General features: G+C 69.4%; 15 protein-coding genes. 11 read left to right on the top strand and 4 right to left on the bottom strand.

What is annotated here, in order from left to right; all coding sequences use genetic code 11:
* Positions 1-71 precede the first annotated feature (71 nt).
* Entirely contained in the window at positions 72-1,079 is a 1,008-nt protein-coding gene (locus ACWDUA_RS07935) for an NAD(P)H-dependent glycerol-3-phosphate dehydrogenase (protein ID WP_449750537.1), read from the top strand.
* Between the two features lie 53 nt (positions 1,080-1,132).
* On the opposite strand, the gene ACWDUA_RS07940 is transcribed toward ACWDUA_RS07935, so the two are convergent.
* Both ACWDUA_RS07940 and ACWDUA_RS07945 read right to left on the bottom strand, forming a co-directional pair.
* The gene (locus ACWDUA_RS07940) at positions 1,133-1,699 is read right to left on the bottom strand and encodes a DUF3515 domain-containing protein (RefSeq protein WP_449750468.1); all 567 of its coding nucleotides are present in this window, start codon (positions 1,697-1,699) and stop codon (positions 1,133-1,135) included.
* 42 nt (positions 1,700-1,741) lie between these two features.
* Positions 1,742-1,987 carry an Lrp/AsnC ligand binding domain-containing protein gene (locus ACWDUA_RS07945; RefSeq protein ID WP_059035003.1) on the bottom strand — a complete coding sequence of 82 codons (246 nt, stop codon included), beginning with the start codon at positions 1,985-1,987 and terminating at the stop codon, positions 1,742-1,744.
* A 186-nt stretch (positions 1,988-2,173) separates the two neighbouring features.
* On the opposite strand from ACWDUA_RS07945, the gene ACWDUA_RS07950 reads away from it, so the two are divergent.
* From ACWDUA_RS07950 to ACWDUA_RS07960, 3 genes are read left to right on the top strand one after another with little or no spacing between them, the layout of a single operon-like run.
* The gene (locus ACWDUA_RS07950) at positions 2,174-3,223 is read left to right on the top strand and encodes a thiamine-phosphate kinase (RefSeq protein ID WP_449750469.1); all 1,050 of its coding nucleotides are present in this window, start codon (positions 2,174-2,176) and stop codon (positions 3,221-3,223) included.
* Between the two features lie 43 nt (positions 3,224-3,266).
* Positions 3,267-3,788 (top strand): gamma carbonic anhydrase family protein, encoded by a 522-nt coding sequence (locus ACWDUA_RS07955; RefSeq protein WP_449750470.1) that lies wholly within the window; start codon positions 3,267-3,269, stop codon positions 3,786-3,788.
* Positions 3,785-4,474 carry a uracil-DNA glycosylase gene (locus tag ACWDUA_RS07960; protein ID WP_449750471.1) on the top strand — a complete coding sequence of 230 codons (690 nt, stop codon included), beginning with the start codon at positions 3,785-3,787 and terminating at the stop codon, positions 4,472-4,474. The genes ACWDUA_RS07955 and ACWDUA_RS07960 overlap by 4 nt, the downstream gene beginning before the upstream one ends.
* Positions 4,475-4,515: 41 nt before the next feature.
* Here ACWDUA_RS07960 and ACWDUA_RS07965 read toward each other — a convergent pair whose 3' ends face one another.
* On the bottom strand, positions 4,516-5,343 hold the full coding sequence (locus ACWDUA_RS07965; protein ID WP_449750472.1) for an enoyl-CoA hydratase/isomerase family protein: 828 nt from the start codon (positions 5,341-5,343) through the stop codon (positions 4,516-4,518).
* Positions 5,344-5,453: 110 nt separating this feature from the next.
* Entirely contained in the window at positions 5,454-5,645 is a 192-nt protein-coding gene (gene rpmB / locus ACWDUA_RS07970; protein ID WP_006370596.1) for a 50S ribosomal protein L28, read from the bottom strand.
* 281 nt (positions 5,646-5,926) lie between these two features.
* Here rpmB and ACWDUA_RS07975 point away from each other — a divergent pair, with 281 nt between their 5' ends.
* The 7 genes from ACWDUA_RS07975 (at position 5,927) to nadD (ending at position 15,217) form a co-directional block, all read left to right on the top strand.
* Positions 5,927-7,588 (top strand): DAK2 domain-containing protein, encoded by a 1,662-nt coding sequence (locus tag ACWDUA_RS07975; RefSeq protein ID WP_449750473.1) that lies wholly within the window; start codon positions 5,927-5,929, stop codon positions 7,586-7,588.
* A 45-nt stretch (positions 7,589-7,633) separates the two neighbouring features.
* A complete protein-coding gene (locus ACWDUA_RS07980) occupies positions 7,634-9,916 on the top strand; it encodes an ATP-dependent DNA helicase RecG (protein ID WP_449750538.1) in 2,283 nt (760 codons plus the stop codon).
* Positions 9,870-10,658 carry an HNH endonuclease family protein gene (locus ACWDUA_RS07985; RefSeq protein WP_449750474.1) on the top strand — a complete coding sequence of 263 codons (789 nt, stop codon included), beginning with the start codon at positions 9,870-9,872 and terminating at the stop codon, positions 10,656-10,658. The genes ACWDUA_RS07980 and ACWDUA_RS07985 overlap by 47 nt, the downstream gene beginning before the upstream one ends.
* Positions 10,659-10,821: 163 nt before the next feature.
* On the top strand, positions 10,822-12,108 hold the full coding sequence (locus tag ACWDUA_RS07990; RefSeq protein WP_449750475.1) for a glutamate-5-semialdehyde dehydrogenase: 1,287 nt from the start codon (positions 10,822-10,824) through the stop codon (positions 12,106-12,108).
* Positions 12,108-13,043: an AAA family ATPase gene (locus ACWDUA_RS07995; RefSeq protein ID WP_449750539.1), complete on the top strand. Its 936-nt coding sequence runs from the start codon at positions 12,108-12,110 to the stop codon at positions 13,041-13,043. Before ACWDUA_RS07990 ends, ACWDUA_RS07995 begins: the two co-directional genes overlap by 1 nt.
* Positions 13,040-14,476 (top strand): vWA domain-containing protein, encoded by a 1,437-nt coding sequence (locus tag ACWDUA_RS08000; protein WP_449750476.1) that lies wholly within the window; start codon positions 13,040-13,042, stop codon positions 14,474-14,476. Before ACWDUA_RS07995 ends, ACWDUA_RS08000 begins: the two co-directional genes overlap by 4 nt.
* A gap of 48 nt (positions 14,477-14,524) precedes the next feature.
* Positions 14,525-15,217: a nicotinate-nucleotide adenylyltransferase gene (gene nadD, locus ACWDUA_RS08005; protein WP_449750477.1), complete on the top strand. Its 693-nt coding sequence runs from the start codon at positions 14,525-14,527 to the stop codon at positions 15,215-15,217.
* The last annotated feature ends 7 nt before the right edge of the window (positions 15,218-15,224 follow it).

Here is a 15,224-nt window from a genome sequence, read left to right on the forward strand (position 1 = left end):
GGACAGCGGCGGCGGACTAGGGTGGGAACCACTGTCGTTTCGTGACTGTCGAATTGGTGGAGGGTGCGGACGTGCGTGCTGCGGTGATGGGGGCCGGGTCGTGGGGGACGGCGATCGCGAAGGTTCTGGTGGACGCCGGGACCCCGACGACGATCTGGGCGCGGCGCCCCGAGCTCGCGGCACAGATCGACACCGAGCACACCAACGACGACTATCTGCCCGGGATTTCCTTGCCCACCGCACTGCGCGCCGGGAGCGACGTCGCGGACGTGCTGCCCGGCGCCGACCTGGTCGTGTGCGCGGTGCCGTCGCAGTCGTTGCGCGCCAACCTGACCGAATGGACGCCGCACCTGCACCCGGATGCCACCCTGGTGTCGCTGGCGAAGGGTATCGAGACCAGCACACTCATGCGGATGAGTGAGGTGATCGCCGAGGTCACCGGCCTGGGTCCCGAGCGCATCGCGGTGCTGTCGGGACCCAATCTGGCCCGCGAGATCGCCGAGGAACAGCCCGCGGCGACGGTGATCGCATGCCCCGACGACACCCGGGCGCGGCAGCTGCAGGATGCGTTCAAGAACGCCTACTTCCGCCCCTATACCAACACCGATGTGGTGGGGTGCGAGATCGGCGGGGCGGTGAAGAACGTGATCGCCTTGGCGTGCGGGATGGCCGGCGGCGTCGGGTTCGGCCAGAACACCCTCGCCACGATCATCACCCGCGGGCTCGCCGAGACCATCCGCCTGGGCATCACCCTGGGCGCCGACATGCAGACCCTGGCCGGCCTGGCCGGGATCGGCGACCTGGTGGCCACCTGCTCGTCGCCGCTGTCACGCAACCGGACCTTCGGTGCCCGGCTCGGTGAGGGTGCCACCATGCAGGAGGCGCAGGAGGCGACGAACGGTCAGGTCGCCGAGGGGGTCAAGTCGTGCACCTCGGTGCGAGCGCTGGCCGAGAAACACGGTGTGTCCATGCCCCTCACCGACGCCGTCCACGAGGTGTGCCACAACGGGATGTCGGTGGCCGACGCGGTCAGCTCCCTGCTCGGTCGTTCCACGAAACCCGAGGTCTACCACGACTGAGTCGCGAGACACCTTGTGCGCCGGTGATATCGGCGCCAGACGGGGTGTCCCGGCTAGCCGAGGTCGAGCGGACCGGGGGTCAGCGTCCGGCCGATCGCCGCGGACACCGCGGTGATCGACGCGTTGCCCGCCGACACCGGAACCCACAGCGCCACATACGGACGGTGATCGACGCAGACATAGGCCTGCCCGCGTCCCTCCTCGGTGTCGGTGATGAACCACTGCACGTTGTTGACCGCCTGCAGGCGGCTGTCGGCGGCCAGGCCGTTAGGCCGGTCCACCCCACAGCGGACGACGATCGGGTCACCGTCGTCGGCCGACCACGTCGCGCGGTCGCCGTCGACGCTCTTGGAACCGAATCCGTCGAACGAGCCGGGCAGATCGGCGAGGAACGTCGCACACTGGTCGCCCACCGTCGACGAGGCCACCGCATATCCGTCGACCGGCGTCGACTCGTCCTGATCGGCCTTCAACGCCGCGAACGTGATGAATCCGACGATCACCATCACCGGGATGGTGATCAGGGTGGCGATCAGTGCAGGGCTCAGCCGCGGACCCGACGGGGAATCGGGGGCCGGGGTCTCGTCCGAGTCGTCGGGCGTGTCATCAGCGGAACTCACGGCTTCACCCTAGGGCAGCGCGCGAGCAGGTCGCCTCCGACCTCACCGCGTGGTGGTCACCACCGGGCAGGTCAGGGTCCGGGTGATGCCGTCGACCTTCTGGATCTGCGGTACCACGTCGTTGCTCAGATGTGCGGCGTCGGCTGCGTCGACCCGGACGATCACGTCATAGGGTCCACTGACCTCCTCGGATGAGGCGACTCCCGAGATCTCCGCGATGGTCGCCGCGGCCAGTGCCGCCCTCCCGACCTCGGTCTGGATCAGTATGTAGGCCTGAACCACGGGCATCCTCTCCGTATGTGCACCATGGGGACCGGGGCTGCCGATCCCACAGTGTTCTTACCACCGTCGGCACGTGTTCACCTGCACACGGCCGGGTGGGGACGAACACCCCAACCACTAGACTGCTGGGACACATTGTTGCCGACAACAGCCGCAGTGGCGAGTCGGCGGAGAGATCGAGGGGGCGCCCACATGCCGTCCGACGGCGTCGGCGAAACCGATTCGAATGTGTTCGCCCCGACGAAGACCGTCGGCGAGATCGGCGAACGCGCGATCATCACCATGTTCACCCGTGCGGCGGCGACGCGGCCCACCGGGAACCCCGCCGACATGCCGGCGACCGGCGACATCGTCATCGGTTCCGGCGACGATGCCGCGGTCTTCGACGTCGGGCCCACCGTGATCAGCACCGACACCGTGGTGCAGGACAGACACTTCCGGCTCGACTGGTCGACGCCGGAACAGATCGGCGCGCGGGCGGTGATCCAGAGCGCCGCCGACATCGCCGCGATGGGCGGGCGAACCGTCGGGGTGGTGGTGTCGCTGGCGTGCCCGGCGAGCACCGCGGTCGGTTGGGTGCTGCGGCTCAACGACGCGATCGTCTCCGCCACACACGCACTCGGCGCCCGGGTACTCGGCGGTGATCTGGTGCAGGCCGAGGAGGTGGTGGTGTCGATCACCGTCGTCGGTGCCCTCGACGGGCTCGCTCCGGTGACCCTGTCCGGGGCCCGGCCGGGCGACGTCCTGGCGGTCAGCGGTCCGCTCGGTGCCGCGGCGGCCGGACTGGCCGTGCTGTCACGATCGGGTCCGGGGCCGCTGGAGCGGTGGCGACGCGACGACGACCCGCGCGCGGCGGTGGCGGCAGCCTTCCTCCTGCCCACGCCGGACCTGGCGCAGGGGATGATTGCCGGACGTGCCGGGGCACATGCCATGACCGACGTCTCCGACGGACTCGTCGAGGAGCTGATCACCCTCGCCCGCTCGTCCGGGGTCACGGTGGGCGTCCGTGCCGACGCCGTCCCCCGCCATGCCGCGGTGACCCACACGGCCGCGCTGCTCGGCGCCGACGTACGGCGCTGGGTGCTCACCGGTGGTGAGGATCACGAACTGCTCGGCTCGTTCGTCCCGGGGACGGTACCCGCCGGATGGACCGAGATCGGCACCGTCGACACCGGGCCCGCCGCAGTCGTCGTCGACGGTGAACCGCTCACCGAACTGCGCGGCTGGCAGGCCTTCGGCTGACCGGTCGACCGCCCGCCGCGGTGACCCTGCTTAGATCTCTGTCATGGCGATCTACGCTCTCGACGATCGAGAACCCGTACTCGGTGCGGACGTCTACGTACACCCGGACGCGACGGTGATCGGCGCGGTCACGCTGGCCGACGGGGTGTCGGTGTGGCCGGGTGCGGTCCTGCGCGGTGACTACGGGACCATCAGCGTCGGTGCGCGCACCAACATCCAGGACGGCACGGTCGTCCACTGCACGATGCACCATCCGACGGTCATCGGTGCCCGGTGCGTCGTCGGACACAATGCCCACATCGAGGGCGCGACAATCGGCGACAACTGCCTGATCGCATCGGCGTCGGTGGTGCTCAACGGGTCCACGATCGGCGCCGGTGCGATCGTCGGGGCCGGCGCGGTGGTGCCGTTCGACACCGAGATCCCCGCGCGCCGGATGGCCTTGGGTGTTCCCGCCCGGGTGCGTGAGGGCTTCGAGGTGCCCGAGGACCATGTGGACCTCAACGTCGAGATGTACTTCCAGAATGCGCAGCACTACCGGGGATCACTGCGGAGGATCGATTGAGCACCACCACACCCAGACCACTGCCGGAACTGCTCGATCCGGGATGGGCACAGGCGCTCGAACCGGTCGCCGGGGTGATCGCCGAGATGGGTGCCTTCCTGCGTGCGGAGAATGCCGAGGGCCGGCGCTACCTGCCCGCCGGCGCGAATGTGTTGCGGGCCTTCACCCAACCGTTCGACGACGTCCGGGTGCTGATCGTGGGACAGGACCCGTATCCGACGCCGGGTCATGCGGTGGGGTTGAGTTTCTCGGTGGCACCGGATGTCTCGCCGATCCCACGGAGCCTGGCGAACATCTACACCGAGTACTGCGAGGATCTCGGCTATCCGCGCCCGGCCAACGGTGACCTCACCCCGTGGGCGAACAACGGTGTGCTGCTGCTCAATCGAGTGCTGACCGTCCAGCCCGGCGAGGCCGGGTCGCATCGAGGGAAGGGGTGGGAGCAGGTCACCGAATGCGCGATCAAGGCGCTCGTCGACCGAGACGAACCGCTCGTGGCGATCCTGTGGGGCCGCGACGCGCAGGGGTTGGCGCAGTGGATGCCGGATGTCCCGACCATCGTCTCCGCGCACCCGTCCCCGTTGTCGGCGAGCCGTGGATTCTTCGGGTCGCGTCCGTTCAGCCGGGCCAACACCGAACTCGAGGACCTCGGCGGCGAACCGGTGGACTGGCGCCTGCCGTCCTGATCGGATCGGCAGGCGCCCGATGGTTCACGGGCCCGTCGTCGTCACCGTGCGGCGTCGCGGGCGGCGGCGAAATCCGGTGCACGTTTGCCGATGAACGCGTCGACTCCCTCGGTGCCCTCGGGCTCGCCGCTGCGGGTCGAGATGGAGGCCGCCTCGGCCAGCAGCTGCTCGGGCAGCGATCGCTGCGCCGAGTCGGTCAGCAGCCGGCGGGTGGCGATGAACGCCGAGCGCGGGCCGGCCGCGAGCGTCGCCGCCACCGACTGCGCTTCTGATTCCACGTCGGCGTCGTCGACCAGACGCGACAGGATGCCCAGCGACACTGCGTCGTCGGCGGACAGGGCACGATTGGTGAGGATGATGTCGCGGGCGCGGGCCACCCCGACGATCCGCGGCAGGGTCCAGGTCATGCCACCGTCCGGGGTGAGTCCGATCCCGCCATAGGCGGGGCGCAGGTTGGTGCCCGCGCCACCGATCGCGACGTCGGCGTGCAGCACCAGGCTCATCCCGGCGCCCGCGGCCCAGCCCTTCACCGCCGCGACGACGGGGCGGTCGGCGCCGACGAGTGCGTTCACGAAGGCATGGAAGGTGTCGGCGATCTCGCGCAGATAGGTGGGCCGGTGTTCGGCCCCTGCGAACGCCCGGACGTTGCCGCCGGCACAGAAGTTCGGTCCCGAACCGGTGAGCACGATGGCGCCGACGGTGTGCTCACCGCGCGCCACCTCCTGCAGGACACGGGCGCCCTCGACGAGGGCGACGTCGTCGAGCGAGGTCCCGGCGGCGGCCGAGGACACGGCGATGGTCAGGACCTCGCCGGAGATGGTCACCGGTGATGTGGGAGACGGAGTGGGGGAGTTCGTGGTCGCTGTCATGCCGGTCACTGTATCGCCGGCACGAAAAAGACCCGACCCTGGGGCCGAGCGTTCGCTCGGTGGGTCGGGCCTTGCTCGTGAGGATCCGGTGGCCCCGAGGGGCGTCGGGATCAGACCAGCGAGGTCTTTCCGGCCTTGAGGCAGGAGGTGCACACGTTCTTGCGCTTCCGGTTGCCCGGGGCGACCTCGACGCGGACCGACTGGATGTTCGGATTCCAGCGACGGTTGGTACGGCGGTGCGAGTGCGAAACGGACTTGCCGAAGCCCGGACCCTTGCCGCAGACGTCACAGACGGCAGCCATATCGAACTCCTTGGATAGAGGGTTGGTTCACATTTGGCCCCGCCGTGCGGCCGGGTGCGTGAAGCCCACGGTCGCGGCAAGGCAACCCTGCAAGGATAGCGGGGGCCACCCGGCTCGGCCAAATCCACCCCCGAAGGCGTCCCGGCGTCCGGGATGCGGAGGGGGTGCACCCGGAGACCATGATGACCTCCTGTGGACACGAAGTCGACAGGCAATGGTGCTGTCGGCATGTCCGAGTAGCCTCGAACACAATTGTCACCGGCGGTGTCCGAGGAGGTTGCATGGCCGCGTTCGACGTCGGTCCGACACAGACGATCAACCCGAACCTGCTCCGGGACTGGGCACAGGCCAGCGCCGACGGCCTGGATGCGCTGCGGGGCGAGATCAACGATCTGAACGTCTTCCCGATCCCCGACTCGGACACCGGTTCCAACATGGCCTTCACCATGCGCGCCGCCGCCGACTCCGTGCGGGCGCTGCCCGACGCCGCCGACGTGGCCGCGGTGGCGCGGGCCATGGCCGACGGCGCGGTGGCCTCGGCGCGCGGCAACTCCGGGATCATCCTGTCGCAGGTGCTGGTCGGGATCGCCGACGCCGCGGCGGTGGCCGGAGCCGACGACCTCACGCTGACCTACCTCGCCGTCGCGGGGCTGCGGCTGGCCGGCCTCGCGGCGCGCCGGGCCGTCAGCGAACCGCGTGAGGGCACGGTGCTCACCGTCATCCGGGTGGCGGCCGAGACCGCGGTGACCCATGCCGACGACGCCCCCACCGACCTCGTGCGGGCGATCGCCGACGAGTGCGCCGAGGCCCTCGAACACACCACCGACCAGCTTCCCGAGCTCACCTCGGCCGGGGTGGTCGATGCCGGCGCCCGCGGTTTCCTGGTGCTGCTGGACGCGATGGTCGGCGTGGTCACCGGCGTCGCGGTCCGTCGCCGCCGCTATCGCGGATCGCTCACCGGGGGCGGGCAGCCCGGGCACCCCGACGACGAGTGCGGCGGATCGTCGGAGATGGACTTCGAGGTGATGTACCTGCTCGACGCCGCCGCCGGCGAGGGGATCGGCCGGCTGCGTTCGGCCCTCGACGAACTCGGTGACGCGGTGGTGATCGTCGGTGACTCGTCCGGCGGCGACGGCGAACGCTTCTCGGTGCACGTGCACACCTGTGAGCCGGGCAAGGCCATCGAGGCGGGTCTGGCAACCGGCCGCATGTCCGAAATCCGGATCAGCTGTTTCGCGCTCGACGCCATCCGCTCCCAGATCGACTCCGCCGAACCGCCACCCCGGCACAAGCGGGCGGTGGTGGCGGTGGTCCGCGGGGAGGGTGCGGCGAGCCTGTTCACCGACGCCGGCGCGGCGGTGGTGCGTGCCGACGGGACGCTGCGCCCGGAAGACCTGGTCGCGGTGATCCGTGACACCGACGCCGCTCACGTCATCGTGATGGCCAACGGGGCCATGACCAGCCAGGACCTGGTGTCGGTGGCCGCCGAGGTGCGGTCGGCGCAGCGGTCGGTGATCTCGCTGCCGACCATGTCGATGACCCAGTGTCTGGCCGCGCTGGCCGTGCACGATCCCACCGAGACCGCCGACGCCGACGCCTATGCGATGGCCGAGGCCGCCGCCGGTGCGCGGTGGGGGTCGTTGCGCCGCGCCGACACCCGGATGATGACCCTCGCCGGTACCTGTGAGGTGGGTGACGTGCTCGGTCTCATCGGATCGGATGTGCTGGTGATCGCCCACGATCAGACGCAGGCCGCGACCGCGCTGGTGGACCTGATGCTCGCCACCGGCGGCGAGCTGGTGACGGTACTCGCCGGAGCCGACGTGGACGAGGCGGCGCTGACGGCGCTCGCCGACCACATGCGTCGCAACTTCGCGGGTATCGAACTCGCGGTGTATCCGACGGGCCAGTCCGACGACCTGATCCAGGTGGGGGTGGAATAGGTGGTCGCGCTGACCGACCCACTCGAGGAGATCCTCGGGCCGAAGATGACCGAAGGGCTGGGCACACTCGGTGTGCACACCGTCGGCGACCTGCTGCGCTACGCCCCGCGACGCTACCTGCACCGTGGTCAGGCCTCGGCCGGACAGGAGCTCGAAGAAGGCGAGTGGATCACCGTCGTCGGCCGGATCGGCAAGTCCCAGATGATCTCGATGAAGCGGCGGAACGGCAAGTTCCTCAAGGTCACCGTCTCCGACGAGAAACATGTCTACGAGGCGTCGTTCTTCAACGCCTGGGCGATCCAGAACGCCTTGAAACCCGGGGTCCGGGTGATGATGGCCGGCGCGATCAAGCTGTTCCGCGGCACACCGCAGCTGACCCACCCGCAGTGGATGGTGCTGCCCGAGCCGGACGCCGAACTCGAGAAGATCGTCGGCTCACCCATGATGGCCGAGATGTATGCGCTGGAGTTCGAGCTGACCGGGGCCAATGCGGGCAAGGCCGACGCCCCCGCCTCGAATCCGATGGCCCAGTTCGAGCGTCCGATCCTGCCGATGTACCCGGCCAACCGCACGTGTCAGACGTGGGAGATCTGGTCGGCGGTACGGCGGGTCCTCGACCTGATCGACACCATCCCCGATCCACTCGACGACGCCGAACGCGCCGAACGCGGCCTGATGGATGCCGACGCCGCGATCCGGGCGGTGCATCTACCCGAGCGGGAATCGGAGATCGAGCCCGCCCGCGAACGGATGAAGTTCGACGAGGCACTGGCCATCCAGCTCGTCCTCGCGCAGCGGCGGGCCGCCGGTCGCGGACAGTCGGGGCCGGCGTGTCGGCACGTGCCGGGTGGGCTCGAGGACCGGCTGCGGGACAGATTGCCGTTCACGCTCACCGACGGGCAGGAGACGGTGCTCGCCGAGGTCGCCGACGACCTCGCCGCCACCGAACCGATGAGCCGCCTGCTGCAGGGTGAGGTGGGCTCGGGCAAGACCCTCGTCTCCCTGCTCGCGATGCTGCGCGTGGTCGACAACGGCCACCAGTGTGCACTGCTGGCTCCCACCGAAGTGCTTGCCGCACAGCACTATCGGACCATCACCACCCAGCTCGGCGAGCTGGGGCTCGCCGAGCGACTCGGCGCCGCCGACGGTGCCACCGCGGTGGCCCTGGTCACCGGCTCGATGCGCACCAAGGAGAAGCGCGAGACGCTGCTCGACGTGGTGACCGGCAAGGCCGGGATCGTGATCGGCACCCATGCCCTGCTCGAGGAGAACGTGTCGTTCTTCGATCTCGGCATGGTGGTGGTGGACGAGCAGCACCGCTTCGGCGTGGAGCAGCGCGACGTGCTGCGCCGGCGCGGCCGTGACGGTGTGGTACCCCATGTGCTGGTGATGACCGCCACCCCGATCCCGCGGACGGTCGCGATGACCGCCTTCGGTGACCTCGACACCTCGGTACTGGCCGAACTGCCGCGCGGCCGGCAGCCGATCAGCTCCAGCGTGGTGCCGCTGACCAACCAGAAGTGGGTGGACCGGACGTGGGAGCGGGTCGCCGAGGAGGTCACCGACGGCCGGCAGATCTACGTGGTGTGTTCACGGATCGGTGACGAGGAGCAGCCCAAGAAGGGCAAGGGGAAGGGTGGCAAGAAGTCTGCCGCCGACGACCCGGAGATGCTCGACATGCCGGACCTCTCCGACGACCCGGAGGCCGCGGAGGTCGAGACCACGTCGGTGCTCGACCAGTACGAGAACCTGCTCGCCGGTCCGCTGGGCCGGTCGCGGATCGCGATGCTGCACGGGCGGATGCCCGCCGAGGACAAGGCCGACGTGATGGACGCCTTCGGCCGGGGCGAGATCGACATCCTGGTCTCGACCACGGTGATCGAGGTGGGTGTGGACGTGCACAACGCCACCATGATGGTCGTCGTCGACGCCGAGCGGTTCGGTGTGAGTCAACTGCATCAGCTGCGTGGCCGCGTCGGCCGTGGCGGGCATCCCGGACTGTGCCTGCTGATGACCCGGTCGCGGGATGGTTCGCCGACATTGGAACGACTGAAGGCCGTCGCTGCGTCCAATGATGGATTCGAATTGGCCCGGATCGACTTGCAGCAGCGGAGGGAGGGTGATGTCCTGGGTTCGCTCCAGTCGGGCGGTACCTCGTCGTTGCGCTTTCTCTCGCTCCTCGACGACGCCGACATCCTCGCCGACGCGCAGGAGTTCGCCCGCGGTGTGGTCGAGGATGACGTCGAGCTCCTCGGACGCCCTGCGCTGGCGGGTCTGGTGGATGCGGTCCTGGCTCCGAACAAGATCCGTTACCTGGACAAGTCGTAGGTTCCTCACCCGGTGCGGGCTGCAGATCGGTCGGGCCGTCCCCGATGACCGGGCGGTGTGGCCGGCGCGGCGCTGGCTGATCCTGGTCGTGTGTGCGACGACCGCGGTGGCCGTTGCCGTGGTGGTGCAGCGTGACCGGCCGCCCCCCGATCCGCGCGTGCACGCCGCGGCACAGCATGCCCGGCAGATGTTGGGCGCACTGGATGTGGTCCCACATCGGTTGCACCGCAACGACTATCAACGATCGGCCTTCGGCTCGGCATGGACCGATGCGGTCTCGGTGGCCGGTGGGCGCAACGGCTGCGACACCCGCAACGACATCCTCGGCCGCGACCTCGCCGAGGCGGGTACCGGCCCGATCGACACCTGCCCGCGAGCGATCCTCGCCGGACGGCTGCGCAGTCCGTACACCGGGGAGTGGATCGTGTTCCGGCGTGGCCGTACCGCCGGTGCGGTCCAGATCGACCACATCGTGGCGCTGGCCTACGCCTGGGACATGGGTGCGTGGGCATGGCCGGCCGACCGCCGTGCCGACCTCGCCAACGACCCGGCCAATCTGGTGGCCGTGGACGCCACCTCGAACCAGGACAAGGGCGACGCCCCGCCGGGCCGGTGGATGCCGCCGCTCGTCGCGTTCCGGTGCCGCTATGCCATCCAGTTCATCGCGGTGGTCGCCGCCTACCGCCTTGCGGTGGACGCCGACTCGCGGGGGGTACTCGGTGAAGTGCTCGCCGGTTGCTGAGCCGATGGTCGCCGTGTGGGCGACCCCGGTCCGGGTGTCCGGAATCGGCCCGACGGGTGGGCGGGGTGGCCGATGCGGAGACGGCCGATCCCGGATGGGCGGCGTGATCGAGCACACGTACTCTGGTGGTCGACATAACCGAGCAGGCGACATCGAGGAATCCATGAGCGCACCCACTGTCTCCCCGGCCGATCCGGTATCGGGTCATGCCGACGTCGAGAAGGTCGTCACCGGCCTGGCCCGGTCCGCGAAGGCGGCCTCACGGTCGCTGGCGCAGCTGACCACCGCCACCAAGAACGACGTGCTGCTCGCCGCGGCCGACGCGATCGAGGCGGCCTCGGAGTCGGTCCTCGCGGCCAACGCCGCCGACATCGCACGCGCCGAGGAGGCCGGGACCGAGGGGTCGCTGCTCGACCGTCTGCGCCTGACCGACGCCCGTGTCACCGGCATCGCCAACGGCCTGCGCCAGGTCGCCGCCCTCGACGACCCGATCGGTGCGGTCATCGCAGGCAAGACCCTGCCCAACGGGCTGCGGCTGCGGCAGCAGCGGGTGCCGCTCGGTGTGGTCGGCATCGTCTACGAGGCCCGACCCAACGTCACCGTCGACGCCTTTGGTATCGCCTTCAAGTCGGGCAACGCGGTGCTGTTGCGCGGCTCGTCGTCGGCGGCGTCGTCGAACGCCGAACTCGTGCGCATCCTGCGGGAGACGCTGGGTGGCAAGGGTGTCACCGCCGACGCCGTGGCCCTCCTGCCCAGCGAGGACCGCTCCTCGGTCACCGCACTGATCCGTGCCCGCGGACTCGTCGACGTGGTGATCCCGCGCGGCGGCGCCGGCCTGATCACTGCCGTGGTCACCGACGCCACCGTCCCGACCATCGAGACCGGCACCGGCAACTGCCACGTCTACGTCCACGCCGACGCCGACGTCGACCTCGCCACCCGTGTGGTGCTGAACTCCAAGACCCGCCGGCCCAGCGTGTGCAACACCGCCGAGACCGTGCTGATCGACAAGAAGATCGCCGACGACGCGCTGCCGAAGATCAGGCAGGCCCTACAGGCGCAGGGGGTGGTGATCCACGGCGACGAACCGGGCATGGAACCGGCCACCGAGGCCGACTGGGCCGAGGAGTACCTGTCGCTGGACATCGCGATGAAGGTGGTCGACGATCTCGACGCCGCCGTCGCACACATCGACCAGTGGGGCACCGGGCACACCGAGGCGATCATCACCACCGATCTCGCCGCCGCCACCGAGTTCACCGAGCGGGTCGACGCCGCCGCGGTGATGGTCAACGCGTCCACCGCCTTCACCGACGGTGAGCAGTTCGGGTTCGGTGCCGAGATCGGCATCTCCACCCAGAAGCTGCACGCCCGCGGTCCGATGGGCCTCCCCGAACTGACCTCCACCAAGTGGGTCGTGTGGGGCGACGGCCAGATCCGGCCGGCGTGATGTCGGCGCAGACCACGGCGTCCGCCGTGCCCGGAAACGCTCCGGTCGTGCCCTCGTTCACCGCTGTGCCCGAGGTCGTCTCGCGGCTGCGGGAGACCGGCTATCTGGCCGACGACGCCACCGCCACCTCCACCTTCCTTGCCGACCGCCTCGGCAAACCGCTCCTGGTGGAGGGTCCGGCCGGCGTCGGCAAGACCGAACTGGCCAAGGCGATCGCCGCCGCCACCGATGCCGAACTCGTCCGCCTGCAGTGCTACGAGGGCATCGACGAGGCACGTGCCCTCTACGAGTGGAACCACGCCAAGCAGATCCTGCACATCCAGGCCACCGGCACCCGCGACTGGGCCGACGCCAAGACCGACATCTTCTCCTCGGAGTTCCTGCTGCCGCGGCCGCTGCTCACCGCGATCTCCCGACCGGGTGCCACGGTGCTGCTGATCGACGAGATCGACAAGGCCGACGTCGACATGGAGGGGCTGCTGCTGGAGGTGCTCAGCGACTTCGCCGTGACCATCCCCGAGATGGGAACGGTCGTGGCACAGCGCCGTCCGATCGTGCTGCTCACCTCCAACGCCACCCGCGAGCTGTCCGAGGCGCTCAAGCGACGCTGCCTCTATCTCTACATCGACTTCCCGGATGCTCAGCGCGAGAAGGAGATCCTCGCATCTCGCGTGCCGGGGCTCTCGGATTCGCTTGCCGCCGAACTGGTGCGCGTGATCGGGGTGTTGCGCACCCTGGACATCCGCAAGAAGCCGTCGGTTGCCGAGACCATCGACTGGGCCAACACCCTGCTCGCGCTCGGCGTCGGTGAGGACACCACCGGCACGTCCGGTCGCGGCCTCGACGCGGGTCTGATCGCCCGCACGCTCGGGGTGGTGCTCAAGCACCGGCCCGACCTGACCACCGCGATCAAAGAACTCAAACTCCGCGGATGACCGGCCCCGCGCAGGCGGTGCGGACCGCGCCGTTCGTCGCCCACCTCACCGACTTCGTCGACGAACTGCGTCGGCGGGGCGTGGTGGTGGGACCATCGTCGCTGATCGATGCGGCGCGGGCGGTCGAGGTGCTCGACCTGCTCGATCGCACGAGTCTGCGCGAGGGCCTGGCGACCACCCTGCTCGCCGATCACCTGCACCGGCCGGCGTTCGACAGACTCTTCGACCTGTGGTTCCCGGCGGCCCCTGGGGCGCGCACCGGTGATGACGAGTTGCCGCGCACCGACGACGGCGAGATCGACGTGCCGGCGACCCGGGACATGCTGGCGCAGATGCTGGCCGATCCCACCGCCGAGGCCGACGGGCGACTCGACGCCATGGTGGCGCAGATCGTCGAGGAACTCGGCCGCTATGACTCCGCCCGCGGACAGGCGTACTCGGCGTACCAGGCGCTCTCGGCGATCGACCCGCAGACGCTGATCGCACGGATCGCGGCGGCGATGGACGCCGGTGACCCCACCGACCTCGGTGCCGGCACCGACCCGGTGATGCGGCGCGCCGCCCGGGAGAAGGCCAACCTGGTGCGCGCGGCCGTCGAACGCGAGACCCAGCGCCGGATGGCCGAACGCAATGGTCGCGAACGCGTCGGCGAGTACGCGGTCCCGACGCTGCCCGAACACATCAACTTCCTCTCCGCCGGCGCCAAACAGCAGGCCGAACTGCGGCGCACCATCGACCCGCTGGCCCGGTTGTTGGCCTCGCGGCTCGAGATCCGGCGTCGCCGCGCCCACCGCGGGGCGGTGGACGTGCGCCAGACCCTGCGGGCGTCGATGTCGACCGGGGGCGTGCCGATCGAACTCAAACATCGCAAACCCCGTCCCGGACGTCCCGAGCTGATCGTCATCTGCGACGTGTCCGGATCGGTCGCCGGCTTCTCGCAGTTCACCCTGAACCTGGTGTACGCACTGCGCCAACAGTTCTCGAAGGTGCGGGTGTTCGCCTTCGTCGACACCGTCGACGAGGTGACCGAGATGTTCGACCCGTCCACCGGCGACAAGGCGGGCTTCGGCATGGATGCCAAGGCGGCCATGCGCGAGATGATCACCACTGCCCGGATCGTCACGCGCGACGGCCATTCCGACTACAGCCACATGCTGCGCGGATTCGTCGAGAACTATGCCGACTCGCTCACCCACCGCGGGGCGCTGCTGATCCTCGGCGACGCCCGCAACAACTATCACGATCCCAACGCCGAGATCCTGCGCGACCTCGTGGAACGTGTGCGTCACTCGTACTGGCTCAACCCGGAGGCCGCCCGCGACTGGGGGACCGGTGATTCCGCGGCCGACGCCTACGGCGAGGTGATCGACATGTTCGAGTGCCGCAACGCACAGCAGTTGGGCAAGGTCATCGCCGATCTGCTGCCGGTGTGAGTCGAGCTGACCGTCGCGTCCGATCGTGACCCGATAGACTTTCCCTTCATGTCTGCCGAGCGTCCCCCCGTGCGTCGTCGCATCGGAGTCATGGGTGGCACCTTCGACCCGATCCACAACGGTCACCTGGTGGCCGCCAGTGAGGTCGCCCACCGTTTCTCCCTGCACGAGGTGATCTTCGTCCCCACCGGACGGCCCTGGCAGAAGGTGGGGGAGGCCGACGAGACCGACGGCTCACACGCAGCCAAACACGTCAGTGCCGCCGAGGACCGCTACCTGATGACGGTGATCGCCACCGCGTCGAATCCGAGGTTCTCGGTCAGCCGCGTCGACATCGATCGTGAGGGTGACACCTACACCGTCGACACCCTGCGCGACCTGCACGCGATCCTGCCCGACGCCCAGCTGTTCTTCATCACCGGCGCCGACGCCCTCGAGTCGATCCTGTCGTGGCAGAACTGGGAAGAACTGTTCGACCTCGCGAACTTCGTCGGCGTGAGCCGGCCCGGCTATGAGCTGTCGGCGAGTCATCTGTCACAGCATCTGGAGAAGCTCCCGCCGGAGACCCTGCAGATGCTGGAGATCCCCGCGCTGGCCATCTCGTCCACCGAGTGCCGTGAGCGCGCCGCGCAGGGCCGGCCGGTCTGGTACCTGGTGCCCGACGGAGTCGTTCAGTACATCGCCAAGCGCAGGCTGTATCGTCCGCTGCGGAACAACTCGTCGAGGGTGTCGGCGCCGTGAGCGCTCC

This window comes from Gordonia sp. NPDC003376, assembly GCF_053589235.1.

Excerpts from the sequence above, each read along its gene's own strand:
- ACWDUA_RS07985 (WP_449750474.1), top strand. The coding sequence starts at position 9,870 with ATGCGGTCCTGGCTCCGAACAAGATCCGTTACCTGGACAAGTCGTAGG.
- ACWDUA_RS07955 (WP_449750470.1), top strand. The coding sequence starts at position 3,267 with ATGGCGATCTACGCTCTCGACGATCGAGAACCCGTACTCGGTGCGGAC.
- rpmB (WP_006370596.1), bottom strand. The coding sequence starts at position 5,645 with ATGGCTGCCGTCTGTGACGTCTGCGGCAAGGGTCCGGGCTTCGGCAAG.
- ACWDUA_RS07980 (WP_449750538.1), top strand. The coding sequence starts at position 7,634 with ATGACCGAAGGGCTGGGCACACTCGGTGTGCACACCGTCGGCGACCTG.
- ACWDUA_RS07965 (WP_449750472.1), bottom strand. The coding sequence starts at position 5,343 with ATGACAGCGACCACGAACTCCCCCACTCCGTCTCCCACATCACCGGTG.
- ACWDUA_RS07945 (WP_059035003.1), bottom strand. The coding sequence starts at position 1,987 with ATGCCCGTGGTTCAGGCCTACATACTGATCCAGACCGAGGTCGGGAGG.
- ACWDUA_RS07995 (WP_449750539.1), top strand. The coding sequence starts at position 12,108 with ATGTCGGCGCAGACCACGGCGTCCGCCGTGCCCGGAAACGCTCCGGTC.
- ACWDUA_RS08000 (WP_449750476.1), top strand. The coding sequence starts at position 13,040 with ATGACCGGCCCCGCGCAGGCGGTGCGGACCGCGCCGTTCGTCGCCCAC.
- ACWDUA_RS07950 (WP_449750469.1), top strand. The coding sequence starts at position 2,174 with ATGCCGTCCGACGGCGTCGGCGAAACCGATTCGAATGTGTTCGCCCCG.
- ACWDUA_RS07975 (WP_449750473.1), top strand. The coding sequence starts at position 5,927 with ATGGCCGCGTTCGACGTCGGTCCGACACAGACGATCAACCCGAACCTG.
- nadD (WP_449750477.1), top strand. The coding sequence starts at position 14,525 with ATGTCTGCCGAGCGTCCCCCCGTGCGTCGTCGCATCGGAGTCATGGGT.
- ACWDUA_RS07990 (WP_449750475.1), top strand. The coding sequence starts at position 10,822 with ATGAGCGCACCCACTGTCTCCCCGGCCGATCCGGTATCGGGTCATGCC.